A 23,765-nucleotide genomic window follows, 5' to 3' on the forward strand; every position below is an offset into this window, starting at 1 on the left:
TTTTTAAACCTCATCTTCATTAGTTCTTATTACCTGTAAAGTGTAAAGTGTCCTACAAAATCACGATCATCTTTTTCATCATTCAATTTAATGATGTACCAATAATCTCCAGTAGGAAGTTCTCTATTTCTATATTTCCCATCCCAAGATCCTCCTTGGCGATAAGAGCCTACCTCCCGACCATAGCGATCAAATATCTTGAACTCTATATTTGGATAGTTTTCATCACATCCTGGTGCCCAAGTTGGATGATCTCCATTAGGGGTGAAGTAATTTGGAATACAGATTGGAATGTATTCAAAATATCTAGTGTCACTGGCAATACATCCACTGCTATCGGTTACGGTCACCGTATAATTACCAGACTCGGTAATAATGAACGTATTCGTGCTTCCATAATCCTCACCATTGAACGTGAACTCATAGCCTTCTGTACCTCCGGTAGCGGTGGCTACAATTTCATTCATACCGCCATCAGTCAATACAAGCGCTAATTGATCAATATGACCGATATCAAATAAAGGCGTTCTTTGGACGCAGCCATTCGTATGTCTTACATCAATATAATGACCCGTTCCGGAAACTATATTGCTGAACACATTACTTGATTGATACGTTCCGCCATTCAAAGCGAAATCCAAATCAGACATATCCTGAATACTATCGTCGAAAGTTACTGTGACTCTATTTGCTGGTAAATTATCTTCACACAGATACTCTATAACAGCTATTGGATCGATCTTAACAGATTCTGGGAACGTGATGTTCCATTCCGACTCGCATCCTTCGCTGTCACGTACAAAGACACTGTGGTCTCCCCCTTTTAGTCCTGTGAAATCAAATTGAGTTTGAGTACCTGTTCCTGTGGTATATGGACCATCGTAATCATCCAAACTCACGCTATAAGGTGCTGTTCCTCCAGAAATGGTAATGCTGAACATGCCATCAGTATCACCTTCACAAATTTCAGGTATGATTGAACCCGGGATTAGGCTTACAACTACCGCATCTGGTTCAGTGATGGTGACATTCAGAACTTCAAAACATCCTGCTGCATCCTGAACGATGATATCATAAGTACCTGGTGCTAAATCCTCAAATACATTTTTTTCAAAAAACTGGTTTAACTGTGGAGAAATAGCATATTTGATAAGGCCTGTTCCACCTGTGGCAGTAATTTCAACAGAACCGTCATTGCCTCCATAACAACTTACATTTGAAACCACAGCAGCTGCTTGAAGCGGTGCCAATGGTTCTTTAATTTCTATTCTTTGTGACGTTGAATCACAATCACCACTTTCAACATGTACATAATAAATGCCCGCAGGAAGATTTGTAAATACACCTTTAGTCATTTGGATGGCTGAAGGAATTGGATTCCTCGAAGCATCCTGTAAGGTATAGATGTAATTGCCCAATCCACCCTGTGCAGTTGCGGTTATCGTACCATTATTATCACCATAACAATTGATGGAAATATCGGTTGCGCTTAAGTTCACAAGCAATGGTGGTACTGGATCAATCTTAATCTCATTGGTTACGGTTGCCACACATCCGTTGGCGTCTCTTACATAATATTTGTAAGTCCCAGCAGATACATCAAATGTTGTAGAGGTGGTAAACGTTCCTAATATACTTGCAAATGTCTCGCTGTTACTATAAGTATATAGACCTGTTCCTCCAGAAGCACTCAAAGTAACGCGGGCCTGAGTTGTACAAGTCAGATTTGTGACTGCCACTAAGTTCGCCTCTATCCTTGTTGGTTGTTCAATCACGATGTCCGTCGAACTGAAACTACAATTATAAGCATCAGTTATGGTGACCGTGTAAGTTCCAGCCCCCAAGCCACTAAATACTGGTGAGGTTTGTGGACCAGAAGAACTTGGCGTTGGTAATACCGTATTTAAAGTATAGGTATAGTTGCTGCCTTGTCCACCAGTCACATTGCTTACCGTGATACTTGCAGTTTGATCACCAAAACATGGTAATGTGGTCGCACTTGCAGTAAAATCTGCGGCGATTGGTGTTGGTACCACGAGCGTAACGGTTTCCGTTTCTATACAACCTCCAGCATCTCTCACATTGACGGTGTAAACGCCAGCCGATAAGCCCGTAAAAGTTCCATTTGAGGAATAAGCAACCGTTGCCGCTCCTGTCAATTCATATTCGTAGCTTCCCCATCCACCACTTGCAAGAGCCGTTATAGTGCCTTGATTGTCATCACAAGTGACATTGGAAGTTTCAGAAACTTCAAGTAATAAAGGCGTAGCAGGCGATGCAATGGTCACCACATTGGTAACCGTAGCACAGAAAGGACTGTCCGTTTCAGTTACAACAATGGTATAATTGCCGCCAGTCAATCCATTTATGACTTGTGGGTTGGTAGAGGTGTTTGCATTTGTTGGTGCAATAACTGAAATACCTGCACTATCCAAAACTTCATAAGTGTAATTGCCAGTGTAATTTGAAACATTGATTTCCAAAGCCCCATTAGTGCTTCCAAAACAGGTTACCGCAGTTGTAGGCGTTGCCACAACATCAATCAGGTCAAAAAGATCTACTGTAAATACAAGGGTTTCAATATAACATCCTGTAACAACATCGGTCACTTGGAAATAATAATCACCTGGTAATGTGATGTTAAAACTATTGGAAGCTTGAGGCGTTCCAATTGGAAGCATTTGGTATAGGAAATCTCCTGAACCTCCAGTAACATCAATTCTTACCGAGCCTGTGCCGTTACAATCAATAGCATCGACAATAGCTACAGCAGCAGCGCTTAATTCTGGTAACGGATTAATTGTCACTGTATCTGTTGCTTCGCATCCGTTGGCATCCTTTACAAAGATGTTGATGGTTTGTACAACTCCCGTGTCAATAATATCAAACGTATTTGTAGTAAAATAATTCGTGCCGTCAATACTGTAAACATAATCGGTGGTTCCTCCCACCGCCGTAATGGTCAGTGTTGAAACACTTTTAGAATTATCCAAGGCACAGGCAAAGTCAGTAGCAACGCCAGAAACCGTCAATTCAGTAGGTTCGGTAATCGTAACATCTACTGGTGACGAACACCCTCTTCCAGAAGTGACTTCGACTGTGTAATTTCCTGCTACAAGTCCTGTAAACACTTTTGAACCTTGAGCTGAGACCAAAGATGGCCCTGCAATTATTGCATAGGTGTACACTGGATTATCATTGGTTGCTGGAAGATTGACCGTAATAGTTCCATCGGAACCGCCATGACAAGAGACATCAGTTTTTTCAGTAGTAAATGTTACTGGCGTTGCAGCTTCTAAGCTTACAGAAACATCAGCAGTACATAACGTATTTGTGTCTGTTACCGTAATCGTGTAAGTACCAGATGGTACTCCGGAGAATACGCCTCCAGTCAACACTATGGAGCCCGCATTAGGACTGATCGCATAGCTATAACTACCTGATCCGCCAATGGCATCGACCGTAATCACACCATCATCATTCTCACATGAAGGAAGTGCGGTGATGGCTGGAGTTATTCCGATAGGAGGCTCAATTGTAATCGTGTCTATGTTTCCGCAACCATTGGCATCTCTGACCTCAACCGTATGAGTACCTGAGTTTAAATTTGATATGGTGAATGGCGCCGTTCTTGTTTGGAAGGCACCTCCGTTGATACTAAAGCTGTATGGTGCAATTCCTGCGGTTGGAAGTGTAACCTCTATTTCGAAACTCCCTTCGTCAGTATCACATTGGTTGGTTAAGTTAAGAGCGACAACTGGCGTAGGATCTTGCGGTAAAACTACCACAGGACTTGAAACAATACAGCCATAAGCATCCATGACATGAACATAATAATCACCAGCATCTCTGTTAAAAGTATTTGCTGAAGCCCAAGCTGGATCCGTTGCCAATGGCGCGCCAGGGGTAGTTGTTAATTGGTATGTATATGGTGCTGTTCCGTCACGACCCACTGCGCTGATTAATCCAGAGTTGGCATTACAGTTCGCATTTTGGTCGACTGAAGTCGTCAATCTTAATGGAATTGCAGATTCTGTGATATTGAAAGGCACAGTAACCACACTACATCCCGTATTTGGTCCTGAAGTTTCAGAAATCAATACATAGTAATTTCCGAACGGTAATGGACCTAAATCTGAGACCTCTAAAATACCATTGGCAGGCACACTTCCAGAACCACTCACTCCTGTTGAAACTAACGATAAGGAATTAAATATTTCATAATTGACAGTCGTAGCTATGCTGTAAGGACTGTTTATTGTGAAGGTGACATTTCCATCGTCACTTCCAGTACAGGTGATGTTATTCTCGGTAACTGCTGATGCAGTTAAGTTAGAGTTCGTTGGAATAGGCTCAGAAGCTATTTCATAATGGCTACAGCCTGTAGATTCATCATAGACAATAAAGGTATAAGTAACACCAGGGGTTAAATTGGTGAATGTTGTCGATTTTGATCCCACAGTATCCTCAGCAATCCATGAGCCTCCAGGAGCAGTACCCGTTGCTGGATAGGTACTAAAATAGAATGGTCCAGCACTTGCCAAAGCAGTACCTACACTGACGATCGCTTCACCGCCATTGGCACAATCCACTGTTGTCTGAATTACGATATCCAAATCATCTGGTGGAGATGCCACTAACACATTTTGAACTAAAATTGAACAACCGTTATCATCTACCACGTTAATTTGATACAAACCAAAATCAACAACATCAAAGGTATAAGAGGTTGACCCGTCCGTATTTAATTCAGACTCATCATAACCATTGGTTCCTGTCACAAAATAGTTATAAGGCGGTGTACCACCGGTGACGCCATCAATAATGACCGATCCTTTGGATATTCCTCCCACAGGATCACAAGTAATATCTTCAGAATGATAATCTACTACAATGGCATCCGGTTGGTCAATTACAACAGTTTCAGTTACTGTACAAGATTTAGCATCCGTAACTGTAACCGTATAGGTTCCTGCGGCTAAGCCAGAGGTTTGGGTACCATAGTTTGTTCCAGTAGTGTCGTTGTTAATATTAATCACAAAAGGAGCTGTTCCTACTGATGTATCTATCGTCACCTTAATACTGCCATTATCATCACCAAAACATAGAATATCCTGTGTTTGTACCGCTGCGCTAATCGCTGGTAGCGAAAGCGGATCGATTGTGGTAATACCAGATTCTATAGTACATCCTTGTGCATCAGTCACTCTAAATTGGTAAGTACCTGAGTTGGCGGTAGTATATACAAATGGAGAGCCTGTTGCTCCTAAAGTCGTATAAGAACCACCGTTAATGGATACTTCATGGGTAAATGGCGCATAGCCTCCAATGATCGTCCCAGTAATGACGGCATCTGGCGATGCAGTACAATCTAAATCCTTTGTAAATACTGTGCTCATTGACAGCTGAGGTTCTATAACTTCAGCAGGTAGAGTCAATTCGCAACCATAAGCATCTCTTACAATAATGGTATAAGACCCTGGGACAAGATTTATAAAAGTATTACTGTTTTGAAATGCATTCCCATTGATGCTATATTCAAATGGTGCTTCCCCTGTGGTTACGTTCACTTCAATAGTTGCACCAGTGCTCGCATTATAACAAAGGTTAGCGCCTTTTTCAATCGTTGCAACGATATCATCAGGAGTGACTAAAACAAAAGTCTCAGTCACTATGCAATTTTTAGAGTCAGTAACGCTCACTGTATAAGTTCCATCTTGAGTTAAATTGGAGAACGTGTTATTTGCCTGTGCAGGTAAAACCGTGCCGTTTGGCAAGGTTAAACTGTAGGTGTTTCCTCCCCAGCCCCCAGAAGCATCAATTTTGACACTACCATCTTGCAAGCAAGTGATCGGTTCGATAGTTGTGGCCATTGTCAATGCTGCGGTTGATCCGTTGATTGTAACAGAAGCTGTAGCGGTACAATTAGTTGTAGTATCTGTCACCACAATGGTATGTGTTGCTACCGTTAATCCTGTTAAAACAACCGGAGAAGTTCCTGAAGTAGCACTTCCACCATTAATAGTATAGGTGAAATTTGTAGTTCCTGAAACTGTAAATCGCGCTGAGCCATCATCAGCTCCAAAACAGGTCTCATCACTTATAGGTTGTGCCACGACTTGAATTATAGGTAATGGTGCAATTGTATATGATTCACTATAGGTACAATCATTGGCATCCTTTACTTGAAACGTGTAAGTTCCTGGGGCCAATCCTGCAAATGTTGCTGAGGATTGGTAGGCCGTTACAGCTGCTGCTGGAGCGATAATTTGATACTCCAAGGCTCCAGTCCCTCCTGTAGTTCCTGTAATGGTCACTTCAGAAGTGTTACTTGGACAGGTTAAAAGTGTATTATTGAACGTTAAGTTTGTCGGTGGATTTAACGCATCAATTGTAATGCTATTGGTTGCAAACGTACATTCGAGTGCGTCTTTAACGGTAACGGTATAGTTACCTGCGGTCAAATTGGAGAAGGTTGGTGAAGCTTGGAAATTGACCCCATCAATACTGTATTGATGTGGTGCTGTGCCTCCACTAACTCCTGAAACTGTAATGGTACCATTAGTGTCACAAGTAAATGGCGCTGTTAAAGTTGCAACACCTTCCATAGCCACTGTAGGATTTATAATCACCGTTTCTGGCTCAGTCCAACAGGAAGCAGTTCCAATCATATATTCAACCACTACCTCATAAGAGCCCGCTGTAAGTCCCGAAAACGTGCCTGAATTTACAAAAGTTACACCGCCATCAATACTATACTTTAAAGTCGTTCCGTGAGCATTGGTAACATTGACATTAATTGTTCCAGAATTAGGGTCGGCACACAGAATGTCCGTTGATTCAACAGTAAAATCTGGGGCTGGTGTTTCTTCAATTACAATAGTCGTTTCAGTGCTACAATTGTTGGCATCGACCACCCTAATCGTATAAGTGTCAGGTGCTGTTACAATGATTTCTGGTTCAGACTGGAATTCGGTAGCTCCATTTACAAAATAATAGTAAGGTGCAGTTCCACCATTCGGATACACGGTGATTATGCCGCCTCTCACTTGCTCCTCACTCGAACCATCACTGTCACCTTCACCTTCCTTATCGTCATTATTATCATTATCCGGATAGTCACAAGCTAAAAAAGGTCTTGTTATTGCGGAGGTTGCTGTTAGTAAGGCTGGATTGATGATCTCAAAATTCACTATTTCAGTACACCCATCTTCGGTTGAAATAGTTGCTGTATAAGATCCTGCATTTAGATTGTTAAACGAATAATCGCTTTCCATGACTGGACCAACTTCATGTACTAATGTCGCTCCTTTTGAAAGTGAGTAAAAGTACTGTGCACGGGCGTCATTGGCAGCCAATTTCACACTTCCTTTATCATCATGACAAAGTGGTTGTGAGACCTCAGCCGTACCTGTAAAGCTGCGCGCTCTTATTTGTATATCCGGTACTGAAAAAATACACGGACTTGAATCAACACCAATTTGTTTTACGTAAACGCTATAAACACCCGGTGTAGCTATTGAAAATGTACTATTAGTTTGATAGTTAACACCATCAATACTATATTCGTAACCATTTGGCACGCCACCTACTGCAATTTCGCCTGGTGTGTCACAAATAATATCTTTTGAAGTTGCCGTTGGAATCAAAACGTTTGAATAGACATTGAAATAGTATTGACTAAAACATCCACCTTCATAGTTTAAAGTGATACGATATTGTCCCGCAAGATCAATATTATAATTAGGGCCCGAAGCCACTTGATTCCATTGACAGGAGCCGTCTTCATTGGCGCAATCCTCTATAGGAACAGCTGCACAACTGGTTTCATCCAATTTCTCCCAGATAATGGATGAAGTATCCGTAATATTGGTTTCTATGTTTCGGATATCATTGGCACCACATAAAAAGAAATTTGGTAATTGTTTTCCATCGTTTGGACAGGTCACAATTTCATCAGCAAACGGAAGGAGAGGATTGACGGCGTTTTCACCATAGGTCACCACAACGAATCTTTGGTCTATGGATTGACACGGCGCCGTAGCCGTATTATGAACATAATAAGTGCCTGTAGCTGTTACGGTAATAGATTGCGTGGTTCCTATTACCGGTGAACCCGTTGGACTTGTTGACCATCTATAGGCGTCATAACCACTACCCGCTGTTAATGTTACGCTTGTACCACACAATATCACTTCTTCTTCAAAATCGCAAGTAATATCTGCCAAAAAGTTAGTCGCTCCAGGTGTCAATAAACAGCCTGTATTTGAACTAAAACTTGGATCATCTGAAATGGTAAAGTTCGGATTGTCTGTACCATTATATGTCGAATAGGCCTGATTGCTAATAATATTAGAACAGGCATCATTTAGCAGACTACAGGTTTTCACTACGGTCACCTTAAACCGAATTTCTTGTACTGGATCATTTATTTCAACTACAGAGTTGTCAACCTCAAATATGATTTCTCTCGTAGCCGAATTATAACTTTGAACACTAACTCCTGCAGGGAGCAATCCCATATCTTCCGGATAGTTAAATACAATATTTTGGGGAAGAACGTCCCTAATAATTAAGTTTGTGGCATCATCATTTCCTACGTTCTGAAAACCGATCACATAGTTCAGTTCATCACCTAAATTAACCAATTGACCTCCGATGTCATTACCCGCAGTATCTTCGACAATTTTAGTGAGGACAATTTTAGGCGCAATGATTTCAATGGCAAAAGCATTAAAATAGAAATAGTAAATATCTGTACGTGTTCCCAGCTTAATAGTCGCGGAAGTGTCGCCATTTCCAATAACACTATTTCCCGCATTGGGTATGTTGATAATTCCCGCATCAAACCCCAAAGTATTGGAACTTGCCGGATTTCTATCCGTAAAGGGCATGGGTGAATTGGTATTGGGATCAACGATAGACACCGAACTATTAAAAAAGTTATTGCTCGGTCTTATGGTGGTTCCACCGGCAGTGGTAGCGCTGATTCGCGTGCCATTGATTTCTAAATAATCCCCTGTCCAGCTCTTATCTCCTTCCAAGGCACTAAAAGCATATTTTGCCCGAACCGGGCCTACAGGTATCGTTCGAAATCCAACGATATCAAAACTTTGTTCCCTGTCCGCAACAGGACCAGTATTATTGATTTTTGTAAACCCATCAAAGGAAGTGATGTATTTACTTGGCAACAATGGATCTTCATAGATGACAAAAAGAGACCATCCCGCAGACAAACCTTCTGTGTTGCGCCCTGAGGTCATCGTGGCAGAGGTCGTCGATGAGATATTAGCAACGGAATACGTTCCGTCTGCATCGCTCAATCCTGATATGATGTCCGTTACATTTTTATAATACACATAGGCATTGGAATTTCTGTTGCTTGACGAATTTTGATAATAAATCTGCTCTCCAGTAATGTCAATATAACTACCGCTTTCTGGCGTTTTAAATTTAATATCTGACATTGGGGTATCCCCTTTTACAACAGCTGTCCAATATAAGGCGGCATAGACCACTTGATAACAATTGGTATCACTTGGCACGTTCAAATTGGCACTACTGGAATTAAAAGTACTGTTGTCATTATCAATGTCAACATACACCATATTATCTCTATGGGAGCTGCTCTCATTATTCGTGCTCCCGTTATAATTATTTGATCGGTGCACACTTAAATTGTTGTTTCCAATTAAAAGCATATCGCCTTTAATGGCCTCATCATATCGAGGCACAAACGGAACATAATTTTGCGCTATGGATTCCAGACCCATAAATAGCAACAATGCAATAAAGGCAATTCTAGAAAAAGTAGGTTTTTTCATGATTTTGGTAGATTTGTATGTTTCGTTTTCTTCAAGGGGCATTGATAAAAAACAAATGGGCTTTTAGTTTTTTTAGTTCTCTATTTTAATGATTGACATTTTACCGTTATAAGGTTGGTTTCCTTTAGTTTTCATTGCTTCACTTGCGGCATCTATACTATCCAATTTTTTATAGTAAATGAAATATCTACTTGTGTTGACGTCATAAAAGAAATCAATATTAGATTGTCCCGCAGCTACTGCTTTTCTTAAAAACTCATCTCTTTTCGCAGCATCATTGTGGACAGCAACGACGACGTAATAACCACTTTCAATATTTTTAACATTTTTAATAATTTGAATATTATTACCCTGTTCTTCACCAAAATTAAAATCTTCAGCTTTTAAAGACACTGGGCTCAGCGGTGTACTTTCTTTAATCATTTTGAGTGCTGCCCTATCTTGCACATATCTATCTTCTTCATTGGTAAAGGCAGCGCGTTTGATTCTTCGTTTTCTCTCAAACTCGGTGGCTTCATTAATTTCTTTTAAAGTTGTACTCAATTGAGCTCTGGTCTGTATGGCTTTTGCTTGTTCGGCTTTTAAAGTTTGAATAGTCTTTTGGTAATATACTGTGACCTCATCATTTCTAAGAGTTGGAATTTTAATACGCTCGTTATATAGACTCTCCAATTCTTTAATTCGCTCAGTATTGGTGTCTATCATCTTGTCCAAGTCTGAGCGAATGGCTAGAAGTGCATTATTTTCTTCCGTGATGCTCTTAAACGCTTTTGGTGCACTGTAAATACCTTGCTCACTCAAGTCATTTTCTTCTTTCAAATCCTTAAGGTCTTGATCTTTACTGACCACCATCGCATTGAATCTGGCCAACAATTCATCTTGAGTGTTTTTTGAAGCACTCGTAACATCAGCCAGAGATTTCATTGACATACCAATGGCATCTGTTGGATTCACTTGTACCTCTTCTTCAATATCCTCTTCCTTAGCCAGCGCAGCACTTTCTGTTTCAATCTTAGCTAAAGCTTCAGCTTCTTGGTTGGTTTTTGCTTGAGTTAAAGCCACTGCTTCCGCTGTTTTTGCTTCTTGGCTCGCCTTTTCTTCTGCGGCCAATTTCGCAGCTTGTTCAGCTTCAATCTTCGCATTTGTTTCTAGTGCCAACTGGGCTTCAGCATCTTGTTTAGCTTTTGCTGCTGCAGCCAATTGCGCTGCGGCTTTGGCGTCAGCATCAGCCTTAGCTTGGACCTCAGCTGCTAATTTTGCCTTAGCCTCCGCCTCTTCTTTGGCTTTGTTTTGTGCCGCCACTCTTTCTTTGGCCTCTTGTTCTGCCTTGGCTTTTGCTTCAGCAGCTAATTTAGCTTGTGCTTCTGCTTTAGCTTTTGCCTCTGCTTTGGATTTATCTTGGAGCGCTAATGCTGCTTTTGATTCTGCAGCACGTTTGGCTATAGCTTCACTTTCAGCCTGAGCTTTATTTTGAGCATCTAATTTTTCCTGAGCTTCTCTTGCTTTTTGTTCAAGGGGTTCAGTTGCTGCTATCTCTTCTGTTTTTGATTTTGCAAGGGCATCAGCAGTTGCTTTAACTGCAGCTGCACGTTCTTGTTCTTCTTGTTTGGCTTTGATTTCTGCCGCTATTTTTGCCTCTGATTGACGTTCTATTCTGGCTTTATTTTCAGCCGCTATCTGTGCACGTGTTTCTGCTTTCCCTTGTGCTCTTTCTCTTATTTCTTCTCTTCTGGCTGCTGATTCTGCCAATAACTGCGCTCGGGTTTCAGCATCCATCCTTGGTTTGCTTGACGCTAAGACACGTTTATTATCGGAATTGATAAGTGCAGACATTTCATCTTCGGCACTATAATCATAATGAGAGTTGTTATTGAGTTTAAATGCCAAAGTAATTTCATGGGAAGGTCCAAAATGGGTCAGATCGCCAATTGCTTTTTCAAAATTATATTCGATGGCTATTTGTTTCGTAATATTAATACCTAAACCTGCAGATGCTCCGTAAAGTGTATTATATCCTACTTGCGCCCAAATTCCTTTCGGAACGGTCAACATGGCAATTCCGGAAATTGTAGTATCATCTTTTCCAAATTCAGACCTCAGCAATCCTGAAAATTTGGATTCATCAAAAAATCCATCACTATAGATGTAACCAGTATACATCATATGAGCTTGAAGGGTTTGGCGTGGATCGTCTTGAAGAAGTTCTGACGCTTGTACATTATAAAGTACCAGGTTGTTGATCGAAACACCAAAATCCATGAATTTGGTACCATAGTTAATTCCTGGATTTACGGTAAGTAGAAGATGCGACGGAACATTATCCAAAGATGGGTCAGCAAAGTTGGTGATCACCTTACCTGTATTTAAACCGCTTTTATAAACCCCTAAATTTAATCCGAAAGTCAAATTGCTATCGCGCTTCAATCTCGCGTTATATGCAAAGTTCAAAATCCCACCAAAAGTAGTGAGCACACCATAGTCTTGTTGGAATACCCCAACTCCTGCTCCAATATTTTCTGCAAAACGACCTGAATATCCTGCCAAATAGGTTTGAGGAGCATCATCAAATTGAACCCATTCTTTCTTATTATAAATACTGATATATTTATTTTGCTCTCTAACAAAACTGAAGGTTGGGTTGATAGTATATCTATTGAATGTAAGCGAATTTCTTACAGGTAGCGCAAGTGAGACCACTCCATCTTCTTCTTGGGAATAGAACATCTGTATGGAACAGAAACTACATATTATGGTCAGTAAAAATGTTTTCATTGGGCTATGCCATACGTTATTATTAATGCACACTTGGAACATTCCCGAGAGACCTTGTCTTGTCTGATTGCTATTTAGGAACGTCTGTTTCATATTATTTTACTACGGTAATGGAACCTTTTTTTGTTTGTTGATCTTCAGTGATTATGACATAGTAAAACACTTTGTTGATACTGTTCAGATCTAATGAGGTTTCAGGCCAATTGTTTAAATAATCCTTAGTTTGCAATACTACTTTACCTTGACTAGTCATAATGATCACTTCTGTATTGGTACCGCTCACATATTTTGTGGGGATGATCCAAGTGTCATTGATGCCATCTCCGTTAGGACTGATAAGATTGGGGATGTGCTCCACCTCCGGAAAAGGATCCTGAGCTTCACTAATCGAAAAATTAAATTCTTGAGAAACCACACAACCTGAAGTCTGAATGACCTTCACCTTATAATTACCGAAAGATGTGGCTTCATAAAAATCATCCTGAGCTCCAGAAATAAGAACATCATTGAAGTACCATTCAAAATTCGGATTGTTTGCACTGGTAGTTACTGTCGCCCATAAACTATTTCCCGACTCCATAATATTGACATCATCGACATCTATTGTACTCTCAAAGCCTTTACTTTCTAAATCAATTGATCCAGATGCCGTACAACTTCCCAAATCAACCTTTACTGAAAAGGTGCCAGATTCGTTTGTTTGGTACATTTGATTGGTAGCGTCTGCTATGGCAGTTCCATCTTTAAACCATTGGTAACTTACACCACCAAGCGTACTCAACGTAGTCATGCCGTCGGCTGGACAAAAAGGATTCCCTAAGCTTGAAACGATAGCAGCATCAGCCTCTCCTGAAGTGACCTCACTTATCTTTACGCGGTTCGAAAACGAACTTGAAGTACAGGTTCCATAATTGGTTTTTACAAAATAGGTACCTTGTTGGTTCACAGATAAAGAAGACCCTTCTCCAACATATACCGAGGTTGTTGGGCTTGTTTCTCTATACCATTTATAGGTAAGCGATGGATAGTTCAACGGTGAATCATTAGATCCGTTTCCAGGGTTGTCAATCGTCAGCAAATAACTTCCACCGGAACAATATGCTCCAGAAGACACTAAATTATTGATCGTAAACGGACTGTCCTGAAGTTTGTAGTAAGCTGCAAAAGCCACAGAATTTGAACTGCTTGCCACAGGTCCGGAACTTTTTATTCTGATTCTATAACCTTCTCCTGCGGTTGTTTCAGGAATACCAAAGTTTAATGTAGCTGGAGAGGCGGTCACAGCTCCGGGTTCTGAAGTGAAGACTATTGTAGGGTTTGCAAAATTTCCGGTAGCGTCAGACATTTCAACCGTAAACTGATTGGTTGGACTAAGCTCAGATTCTGGTGAAAATACAAAGGAGACGTTATAGCTGTTAAAAGAGTCACTTGCACAGGCTCGCGTGTATGCTAAATTAGGCGTACCAATAACCACTTGGGCGCTAATTTGTCCAGATAGGAGAAAGACAAAAATACCAAGTAGAAAAAAACATCTTTTTAGAGTAGTAGTTTTACGCATTCAGGGTGTATTAGTAATTATCTGTTTTATTGTTCTTAGTTGCTTTTTGCAGAAAGAATGCCTTACTAAAATTCAATACCACTGTCTTATATCAGGAAAACTTGCCAGACATGTGACAAGTGTTTAAGATGGAAAGCGTGTAAAGATTTGGGGCCATATCTATAACTACAAAACTCTCAGGTTAATCTTCTCTATCATTTGATGCAATAATCTTGTTTATGCGGAGTCTAAAGTCCGGACGTCTTGTGTTCTTAACATCAATAAAGGTCTCGGCGTCATTGCCTTTTGAATACACATTGAAAAAGACGCTGTTACCATACCAATTCTCTAAATCGGCATTATTGGAGTCGTTTTCAGTAAAAATGTTTCCATTACAATTATTGAAATACATGTCACTGAATTTTATACGGTCTAAATTCATGGCGTTGATTTTAACTTTATCGTCAATAATAACCGCCGGATTAAAACCTGAAATCACACTTTTACGAATGTCCAAAGAAGCATTTTCAGAAATGTACAGAGCTTCTTTAACCAAACCTACCTTTATATCTGATGCTAAATTTTCACTGACATTGATTAAGGTTAAGTTTTCAGCACGTACAGACGTACCTTTCTTACTAAAGTCTACTTCATCTTTTTTGTCATAAGACGCTATATACATAGATCGTGATCCATCTGAACCAGATACATAAGGAGATCTTATAGCCAAAGAATTGCTAATATTACATTGTGTTCCAAAATTAAATTCGTAGTCGTTGCTCTTGGTTCTAAACGAGATTAGCTTTTCTAAATTGACCTCGCCTCCTATAACGTTAAAGGAATTGCCATCAGAATAACTCACCATGACATTTTCTATAATCGTCCTATTTCCAACTCCAGCCAATGTCAATGCGTTAAAGTAGCCAAAGTCTTTTGTACGCTTTCCGGCAAATTCAATTCTTACATATTTAAAAACACCAGAATTGCTTTGAGTGTTTTCACCTCCATAACTGATGTTTTCAAAAGCAGATGGGCGCAATCCATAATTAACCGTAGAAGCATTACCGAATTTATTAATTGGGGCATCTCCTAAAATAAAAACACCTCCCCAATCACCTTCCTTCTTCACACTTCTATTTGAAGTAAAAATTATAGGATCAGTTTCCAATCCTTCCGCCATAATTTTTGAACCTCGGGAGATGATCAACGCTCCATTAGTTTTGAAATCGCCTATGATAACAGTTCCAGGTTCGATGGTCAGGGTTGTACTATCTGTAACGAATACACTTCCCAATAAGAGATAAGTGTCTCTTTTAACAAGTTTGGTATCTTGAGTAATATTTCCGCTTAAGATTTGGGTTGGTTCACCATGCTCAACTTGATTAGGTCTAAATTCCGTCCAGTTGTTTAGCCAGTTATTCTTTCCTATAATTCCCTTTTCCTGCTGGGCAAAACTGCTGCTCACAATCAAAAGAAATAAGCATATGGTTTGAGTAATGTTTTTCATAAGTAATGGAATTAGTAATAGATTTAGGATTCTTTAACTATTTGATTCAAACATATAAACAAATCCTATGAAATACAAATAAAGTCGATGAAATGCATAAATTAATTTCATCACGTATAATTTTTCCTACAATTAAAATTATTATCAAGAAACTACCCACCAAGGATCTCGTAGTTCTGCATCGCACATTATTTATTTTTATGGTTTTAAGTCTGAATAATTCAGCAGTTTAAACTCCATAAAAAATCCCAGAAAATACTCCAGGATTTCGAAAAAGCGGATTCGTTAAAATAGGTATCTTGCAGTTATTGAATGTCAGCAGAACTTAATACTGGTTGAACTCACTATAGGTATGAAGTGATTTCAAGGTTTCTTCATAAAATAAAATGGCAGCAATCAAATTGGTTTTATCAGAGTATGGCAAGACCTTATTCTGGAAAGACATGGTACTTTCAAAATAAGTATTGACTGCCTTCACATTCTCCTCTAAAGCTTTCCTGTTGTCTTTAGTGTCAGGAATACCTAAGGAGGACATCGTTACACCTGGTTTTGTGGCAAAAGCAATATTTGGTAGGATTTTAACTATAACTTCAATGCGTTCATTATATAAGGTTAAAAGATCTCCTTTAGGCAATTGATCCAATTCAGAACGATCATGATATTTTGCAATGGATACTTTTCCTGTGATAATGCTCTGAGGTTCCTTTTGTGCAAAACCATAGCTTGTCATTAGTAAAAACACCATACAGAATAAAGTAAGTTTAGTTTTCATAACTGAGATTTTAGGGGTTGTCGAAGCAAATTTATGCAATTAAACGAAAAAAACAAGCGTTTGGTCGATTATTTTGACTTTTAAATTGCTAAAAATCGCAATTGACTGAAATATAGTTTCTTCATTTGGAAAAAAAACTGTATCCAACCGATGTTCGTCTTAAAAAAAAAGATGATTGGGACTAACAATATTTAAAAGTTGTGAATACGAATTCGAAATAAAAAAACAAGAACACTGGACATTAAAACCCACTGATAGTAATCAATTTAAAATGTTTCACTATCGACTTTATTCAACGATGGTTTAATCTAATATTTGGCTTACTTTTGCCGAAGTTTATGGATTCACTTACACAAATTATATTAGGAGCGGCGGTTGGCGAAGCCGTTTTAGGAAAAAAAGTAGGCAATAGAGCTATGTTATATGGTGCTATTGCCGGTACAATACCAGACTTGGATATTTTTTCGTCGCATTTTACTGATACCGTTACTGCTTTAGAGATACATAGAGGATTTACACATTCCATCCTGTTTTCTGTAATTTTTGCGCCTATTTTCGCGTGGATCGTAACCCGCTATGAAGCCTACAAGGATTTTAAAGGATGGGCTTGGTTGTTTTTCTGGGCATTTTTTACCCATCCGCTTTTAGATGCTCACACAACTTGGGGTACACAATTGTTTTGGCCATTGGATACAAGGCTTGCCTTTAAAAGCATTTTTGTGATTGATCCCCTATACACCTTACCCTTTTTGGTGTTTTTAATTTTGGCAATGTTTCAAAAAAAAACCTCTCCCAAACGCCGTATGTATAATAACATCGGTTTAATTGTGAGTTCCTCCTATTTGGCGCTGACACTGGTTTTGAAATGGATTGCATTTACAAAATTTGAATCCGCTTTGAATGACCAAAATATTACCTACAAACAGATTGATACCCGACCGTCTCCCCTCAATACAATTCTTTGGAGTGCTAATATTGAAACTGAGGATGCCTATTTATTAGCCTATTATTCATTTTTTGACACGCAGCCCATTACTTTTGAAGCCTACAAAAAGGATCATCAACTCTTGGGTGATCTTGTCAAAGATGAAAAGGTCCAACGCATGATCACCATCTCAAAAGGTTGGTACACTATTCTTAATATGGACAATAAACTTTTGTTCAACGATTTGAGATTTGGTTTACTTAGCATGGAAGAGGGCGCCCAAAACTTCGTGTTTCAATATGAAATCGTCAGAGATGAAAATGGGCAAGTTCAGTTTATAGAACAAGAAAAAAGTCCGCGCGATGGCAAAAAACTGATGAGTGACTTATGGACCCGCATAAAGGGGAATTAGATCATACTCGGTCAATTATATGAACTGCGTTCCTCTATTTCTAATACATTGCTTTGCAATTTTTAAATTTGAGTTTCACTAATTAAAATCCACTGCTAGAAATAAAAACTTGTACCCCTCTAAGTTTATTGGTAAATTACATCAGCAACAAACAATTTATTGCATTGTTTGGTAATTATAAAGATATTAGTTTTATACCAACCTTTTTTCTTTTTGGTAACGACATCTTTAAGTTGTTATAAGTCACGTTATATATAGAGATAAAGCCTTTTATATATAGAGATAAAACCTTAGTTTTGTACTGTACGTAAAATCGTAATTCCATTTAAGAAGAATAAACCGACACAAGCATGAGACATCACATATTAATACCGACAGATTTTTCAGATAATGCATGGAGCGCAGCGCGCTATGTTCTAAATTTATATGCTGATGAACCTTGCACATTTTATTTCTCCTATGCTTGGACATTTCTAAATTCAGGAGCGAGAACCCATATTTCTCAAAGTTATATAGATCCACTTATAGAGCAATCCAAAGAACAATTAGCTGCAGTTAAGGAGCGTGCGGACAAGGAAAGTACAAATCCTGACCATAAGTTTGAAACCATTTACACTGTTGGTTCCTTGGAGGATTGTATAGAAGTTTCGATTAAAAAGCACAATATCGATTTGGTGGTGATGGGCACAAAAGGTGCTACAGGTGCGAAAAAATATATTCTTGGAAGTAATACCGTATCGGTTATTAACAAGATAAGGCTCTGTCCTATATTGTTGGTACCAACTAAATGCGAATTTGTAAAACCAGATCAAATTGCCTTCCCTTCTGATTTTAGTAGATTTTTTGGCGAAGATCTATTGCCAATAACACAATTGGCGGAAATGACCAAGGCTACCATCAACGTGCTTCACATCAAAGGCAAGGACGGGTTAACAGAAGTACAAAACACTAATTTCGAAATGCTTAAAGCGCATTTAAAAGACTATTCACATACTTTTAATTGGCTACCAAGTCATCGTGCTAAAGCCGACGTTATAGCTGATTTCATTAAGGAAAACAACGTCAAGATCCTTACCATGATCAATTATGAGCATAGCTTTATCGAAAATATCATCAAAGAGCCCATCATAAAGAAATTAGGATTCAAATCTAAAATCCCTTTTCTGGTGATTCCACGTAAAGATTAAACACTATTATATATTAAAGGAGAATTGTTCTAATGCCAATGCTGATAAATTTAGGTTGTCATTAGTTTCATTATAATGAAGCACTTATTTCAGGCGACCGTTTCGTAGGTATTCATAAAATCATTTCTATAGGCCATTCTATTATTGACCATTTTCATTGATTTCATCATAATTCTACCGTAAAAAAAACAATTCCTTGCAACATCTCATGTTAGACATTGAAATATTGAGTTGGCAGATTTTGGAAGACATACCAAGTGCTTCCGGAATTGTAAAATTTAAAGAAGGTTTCTATGTGATTGGTGATGATTCGCCTTATCTATTTCACATCGATAGGAATTTTGATCTGCTTTCAAAAACTTCGATTTATTCTTCTGAAAATTTACAAGGCCCTATAATTCCAAAAGTCAACAAACCTGATTTTGAGGCGATGGAAATGATAAGTCCCACTGAAATCCTTGTTTTTGGCTCTGGTTCAAAATCGCCTGAACGTGATGTATGCGTATTGGTTGAGCTCGGAGACCAAATTAGCTATCAGGAATATGACATGTCGTCATTTTATGGCCATATAAGAAAGATGGATATCATGCAGGGCCATGAACTGGATATTGAAGCTCTCGCCTCTGCAGAAAACTTGCTATATCTTTTTAACAGAGGTCGAAATATTATCTTTAGCTTTTCACTTCACAACTTTTTAGCTTATTGTAAAACAAAAGCGCCCTTCCCTATTCCTAAAACCCATTTATTTTCATTACCTAAAATTAAAGGGTTACAAGCTGGGTTTTCTGGTGCAACTTCATTTCAAGATCATCCCTATCTCATTTTTACGGCTTCCGTTGAAGATTCACCCAATGCTTATGATGATGGCGATATTTTAGGCAGTTATATAGGTGTTATAAAAATGGAGAACGGACAGCTTCACAATGACTATTTAATTCTGCAGATTCCCAATCCGGGATTTCCTTTAAAAGTGGAATCTGTAATCATTGATAAGGTGATTTCTGATACTGAAACCGATCTGGTTCTTGTAACAGACAATGATGGAGCCCCTTCTGAAATATTGAAGTTACGAATGACCTTAAATAAGAATCAGCATAAAAACTGATAAGAATCGTCATAGACAGAAAGTATAGCTATGCTCTCCATGGAAATAAAATTGGCTAAAAATTTAACCTTCTGAGAATAAGCCGATAAGACTATTATACAACAACCACTCTGCCCTTCTACTTTAAATCAACATCGTGAGATGACAAAAATCATGGTATTTCTTCGTATGAACTATTATGTTTACATCATAAGATTAAATTGATAATAATTATGAGACATCATATTTTACTACCGACAGATTTTTCGGAGAATGCATGGAGTGCGGCCATATATGCCATAAAACTTTATGCTAAGGTACCGTGTACATTTTATTTTTCACATGCATGGACGTTTGTGAACACGGGGTCAAGAACTTACATTTCCCCAACTTATATTGACACCCTTCAAAACACATCCAAAGAACAATTGAAGGCGCTAAGAGAGCGTGCTCAATTTATAAGCCCAAATAGCGAGCACGAATTCGAAACAATTTTTAGTGAGGACTTCCTCACTGAATCCATTAAAACTGCCATTAAAGATCACGCAATTGATACCGTAGTTATGGGCACAAAGGGTGCTACAGGAGCAAAAGAGTTTCTTCTTGGGAGCAACAGTGTCACCGTAATTAAAAAAGTAAAACTCTGCCCTATCCTATTAGTGCCTAATCATTATGAATTTGAAACACCGGAGCACATTGCTTTTGCCACTGACTTCAATAGATCCTATGGTGATGAAATACTCGCAATTACGAAATTAGCCAAGTTACAAAAGTCCAATCTTGAAATTATACATATTAATGGCCGAGATGATCTATCGGAAGGACAAAATGACAATTTGAAAACCCTTTCTAATTTTTTAAAAAACCATCCTCACAATTTTAATTGGATTTCAGGAAAAGGCACAAAAAAACAATTGATTTCTACTTTTATTGAGGAAAACAGTATCCATCTTATTTGCATGGTTAACTATGAGCATAGCTTTCTCGAGGATTTACTTAATGAGCCAATTATAAAAAAACTGGGATATCAGTCCCAAATTCCTTTTATGGTGATACCTCATATAGAATAGCATTGGCCCATTATCAATCGATAATTAAACATCAATTTCAATTGCAGGCCAATTGAATATAATCCCAGTTTATGGTTAGTCGAACTGGGATTATTACTTTATTCATTTCTTTAAATTCAAATTATTAGTCAAGGTATCAAATTCATAACCCCGTTCTTTTAAGATTGTTATGAGACTGTCAAGTTTGTCGTAAAACTTGTCAGTACGATCAGGATGTGTACCTATATGGGAAAGCAGCAAAAATCCATTCAATCCTTCTGTTTCTTCCAAAGTAAGGATAGAGCTTACTATTTCTTCGGTAGTTCTATAGTTCTCCATCTCTGGAGTGGTATAGTCTGCATGCGAGATTGAACCTGGACTATAATTGATCATTGTAATGCTCATTTGATCTGCCCATTGGGTAATGATATTATCGTTCCATTCAAAAGGTGGTAAAAAGTAGGGTACGTCTTCCTTTTGGACGCCAAACTTTTCCATTTCTGAATAATTAGCTTTTAAATCGCTTTTGAACTCATCCTGGGTAACCAAGCGCTTCTTTTCTTTTGTCCAATCGTTATAAAGCAGGTGCTTATCGGAATGTGCACCAAGATAGTGCCCTGATTTCTTTGTTTTTTTGATGAATGGCGCAAAGGTTTCATTCCTGTAGAAATCTCCAGTAAGAAAAAAAGAGGCTTTTATGTTATGCTTATCCAAAACTCTTAATATTTCTACTGCACCATCGGCGTATTCATGACCTGAAAACAGTAAACTGATTTTCTTTTCGGATCTGTCTCCTCTAACAATCGACCCACTTAAATCATAAGTATATCGCTTCTTTTGATTTCCAGTCTTCATGCTTTCACTTTCTAAGTAAGACAGATAATAGACCAAAGAAGCCGTACCATCCATGGTTGGCTCGTTGGTAGAGTAGCTTCCCACATCATCCTGATATACGACCAAATCTGATTGGAATTGGGCATATTCGTCTTCCTCGTGAAGTTCGACACCTATTAAGCTGTTCGCAATAGACGCATAAACCGGTCCATCGATCAAACCACCATTTGTTTGGTAACCTTCCAAAAGATAAAGCGACGAGTGTGGATCTGTAGGCGTATCGCCATGAGCAGGAATACCTACTATCATGGAAGTGCCCCAAATATTACAGCCAAAAAGCCAATCCCGTAGCGCTGCCTCCATTTCAAGATAGGTATCATCATCTGTAAGTTTATGATATAGTCTGCTCTGTGTAACCGCGGCAGTGACAAAATTATTCGAGCACCAAACAAAAGGAATTCCGATATAAAAAGGATTGCCTTTACCACGCTCATGAAGCATCTGTAGTCCCTTTGCGTAATAGGACGTTACTTCCTTTCTTTCATTGGACTCTACTGCCGAAGCCAATTCATAATGGCCAGCGTTCAAGAAGGGATAATATTGGTAATGTAAGATGGTATCACGACCAATCCAAGGTGTTATTTTTTCTTCAGAAGCATACTTCAGCGCACTCTTTTTAAAGCTTTTATCACCTGTAAGCTTATAAAGACTACTCGCCGCCAACTCCATATCATCAATCCAATTGTCCTCTTCATAGAAATAAGGGGAGCGTCCAGGTGCGGTCTGGCTTACCCCTGGATGTAATTCGCCATACTTATAAGCCTCCTCTGCCCGTTTGGCCAGGTCATCTGTATATTCAGGATAAAACTCCTTTAAAACGGTAGCACCAATGGCAAAAGCAGAAGCATATTTTCCTACGGTAGAGGCCACTCCTGTAGATCTATTCTTATATTTTAAAACGCCTTGCTTTTCAGCGCTGGCTAAATACACAGGACGCCCTAATCGATTCGGATCATATACAACGGAATCGTTGTTGGGCAATCGGTATCCAGAATGATCACGATCATCGGCAATTTGATTATAATATTCTGTGGAAGACGGATTCATTTTTTTAAGCCAATCCATGCCAAATTTTGCTTCATCCATAACATCAGGAATCCCATTTGATCCAGGCAATCCATCAGCTCCATAAGCATCATCAAACGCTTCGGGGTTGTCACGGTAGGCAAACAGCAATTGAAAAACAGCATTGGCTGAAGTGGCGGTATATTGTAAATAATCGGAGGCATCATGCCAACCACCGGACACATCAACACGCTCTCCTTCTTTCTCTGGATTGTATAATATATAACCATCGTCCAAATGACAGGTAGCAGTTAAATATGGATTATATCCGCAACGTTGCTGACGCATATATTCCAATAGAAAATCGGCAGTATGGTCATAAACATCAGTGTTAATTCTAAATTCAGGCGATTTTATACTGCCTGCAAGAAGATAGTACTTCCCTGGGGTTTCAAATGCGCTGAAATTCAATCGATACGAAGATTTAAACGGCCCATAAGCTCCTTTTGAAATCGGTGTTTTGGATTTAAAAACTTCTTTGTCCGTATCTGCATCATGAAGTGAAAAGGAGTCAATCTCGATTTGCTCAATGGCACCAAAGACGGCAACTTTTATGGAGCTTGGTGTATATCCCAATTGATTGATCCGAATAACAGAAACACCTGCATTCCTTTCAAATGGGGGTTTTGCGACCGCAGAGAAAAAGATAAAACAAAGACTAATAACCAAAAAAATATTTTTCATGTTCCTAAAATTGGTTTATAAAAATTATAAGGTTTGGAGATCAAAATATTAGT

General features: G+C 38.9%; 10 protein-coding genes. 4 read left to right on the plus strand and 6 right to left on the minus strand.

Features of this window, described 5'->3' with window-relative positions; genetic code table 11:
• Positions 1–29: 29 nt before the first annotated feature.
• The 5 genes from J4051_RS05895 to J4051_RS05915 all read right to left on the minus strand — a co-directional run bounded on the left by J4051_RS05895 (position 30) and on the right by J4051_RS05915 (position 16,412).
• Entirely contained in the window at positions 30–9,824 is a 9,795-nt protein-coding gene (locus J4051_RS05895) for a T9SS type B sorting domain-containing protein (protein WP_208232930.1), read from the minus strand.
• A 72-nt stretch (positions 9,825–9,896) separates the two neighbouring features.
• A complete protein-coding gene (locus tag J4051_RS05900) occupies positions 9,897–12,596 on the minus strand; it encodes a PorP/SprF family type IX secretion system membrane protein (protein WP_208232931.1) in 2,700 nt (899 codons plus the stop codon).
• 94 nt (positions 12,597–12,690) lie between these two features.
• A complete protein-coding gene (locus J4051_RS05905) occupies positions 12,691–14,154 on the minus strand; it encodes a T9SS type B sorting domain-containing protein (RefSeq protein ID WP_208232932.1) in 1,464 nt (487 codons plus the stop codon).
• Positions 14,155–14,335: 181 nt separating this feature from the next.
• On the minus strand, positions 14,336–15,640 hold the full coding sequence (locus J4051_RS05910; protein WP_208232933.1) for a hypothetical protein: 1,305 nt from the start codon (positions 15,638–15,640) through the stop codon (positions 14,336–14,338).
• A gap of 325 nt (positions 15,641–15,965) precedes the next feature.
• A complete protein-coding gene (locus J4051_RS05915) occupies positions 15,966–16,412 on the minus strand; it encodes a hypothetical protein (RefSeq protein WP_208232934.1) in 447 nt (148 codons plus the stop codon).
• A gap of 338 nt (positions 16,413–16,750) precedes the next feature.
• On the opposite strand from J4051_RS05915, the gene J4051_RS05920 reads away from it, so the two are divergent.
• The 4 genes from J4051_RS05920 (at position 16,751) to J4051_RS05935 (ending at position 21,090) form a co-directional block, all read left to right on the plus strand.
• Positions 16,751–17,749 (plus strand): metal-dependent hydrolase, encoded by a 999-nt coding sequence (locus J4051_RS05920; RefSeq protein ID WP_208232935.1) that lies wholly within the window; start codon positions 16,751–16,753, stop codon positions 17,747–17,749.
• A 350-nt stretch (positions 17,750–18,099) separates the two neighbouring features.
• On the plus strand, positions 18,100–18,936 hold the full coding sequence (locus J4051_RS05925; RefSeq protein WP_208232936.1) for a universal stress protein: 837 nt from the start codon (positions 18,100–18,102) through the stop codon (positions 18,934–18,936).
• A 196-nt stretch (positions 18,937–19,132) separates the two neighbouring features.
• A complete protein-coding gene (locus J4051_RS05930) occupies positions 19,133–20,041 on the plus strand; it encodes a DUF6929 family protein (protein ID WP_208232937.1) in 909 nt (302 codons plus the stop codon).
• A gap of 212 nt (positions 20,042–20,253) precedes the next feature.
• Positions 20,254–21,090 (plus strand): universal stress protein, encoded by an 837-nt coding sequence (locus J4051_RS05935; protein ID WP_208232938.1) that lies wholly within the window; start codon positions 20,254–20,256, stop codon positions 21,088–21,090.
• 102 nt (positions 21,091–21,192) lie between these two features.
• On the opposite strand, the gene J4051_RS05940 is transcribed toward J4051_RS05935, so the two are convergent.
• On the minus strand, positions 21,193–23,712 hold the full coding sequence (locus tag J4051_RS05940; protein ID WP_208232939.1) for a glycoside hydrolase family 9 protein: 2,520 nt from the start codon (positions 23,710–23,712) through the stop codon (positions 21,193–21,195).
• Positions 23,713–23,765 lie beyond the last annotated feature (53 nt).

It is taken from the genome of Gelidibacter pelagius, assembly GCF_017581925.1.
Lineage (GTDB): Bacteria > Bacteroidota > Bacteroidia > Flavobacteriales > Flavobacteriaceae > Gelidibacter > Gelidibacter pelagius.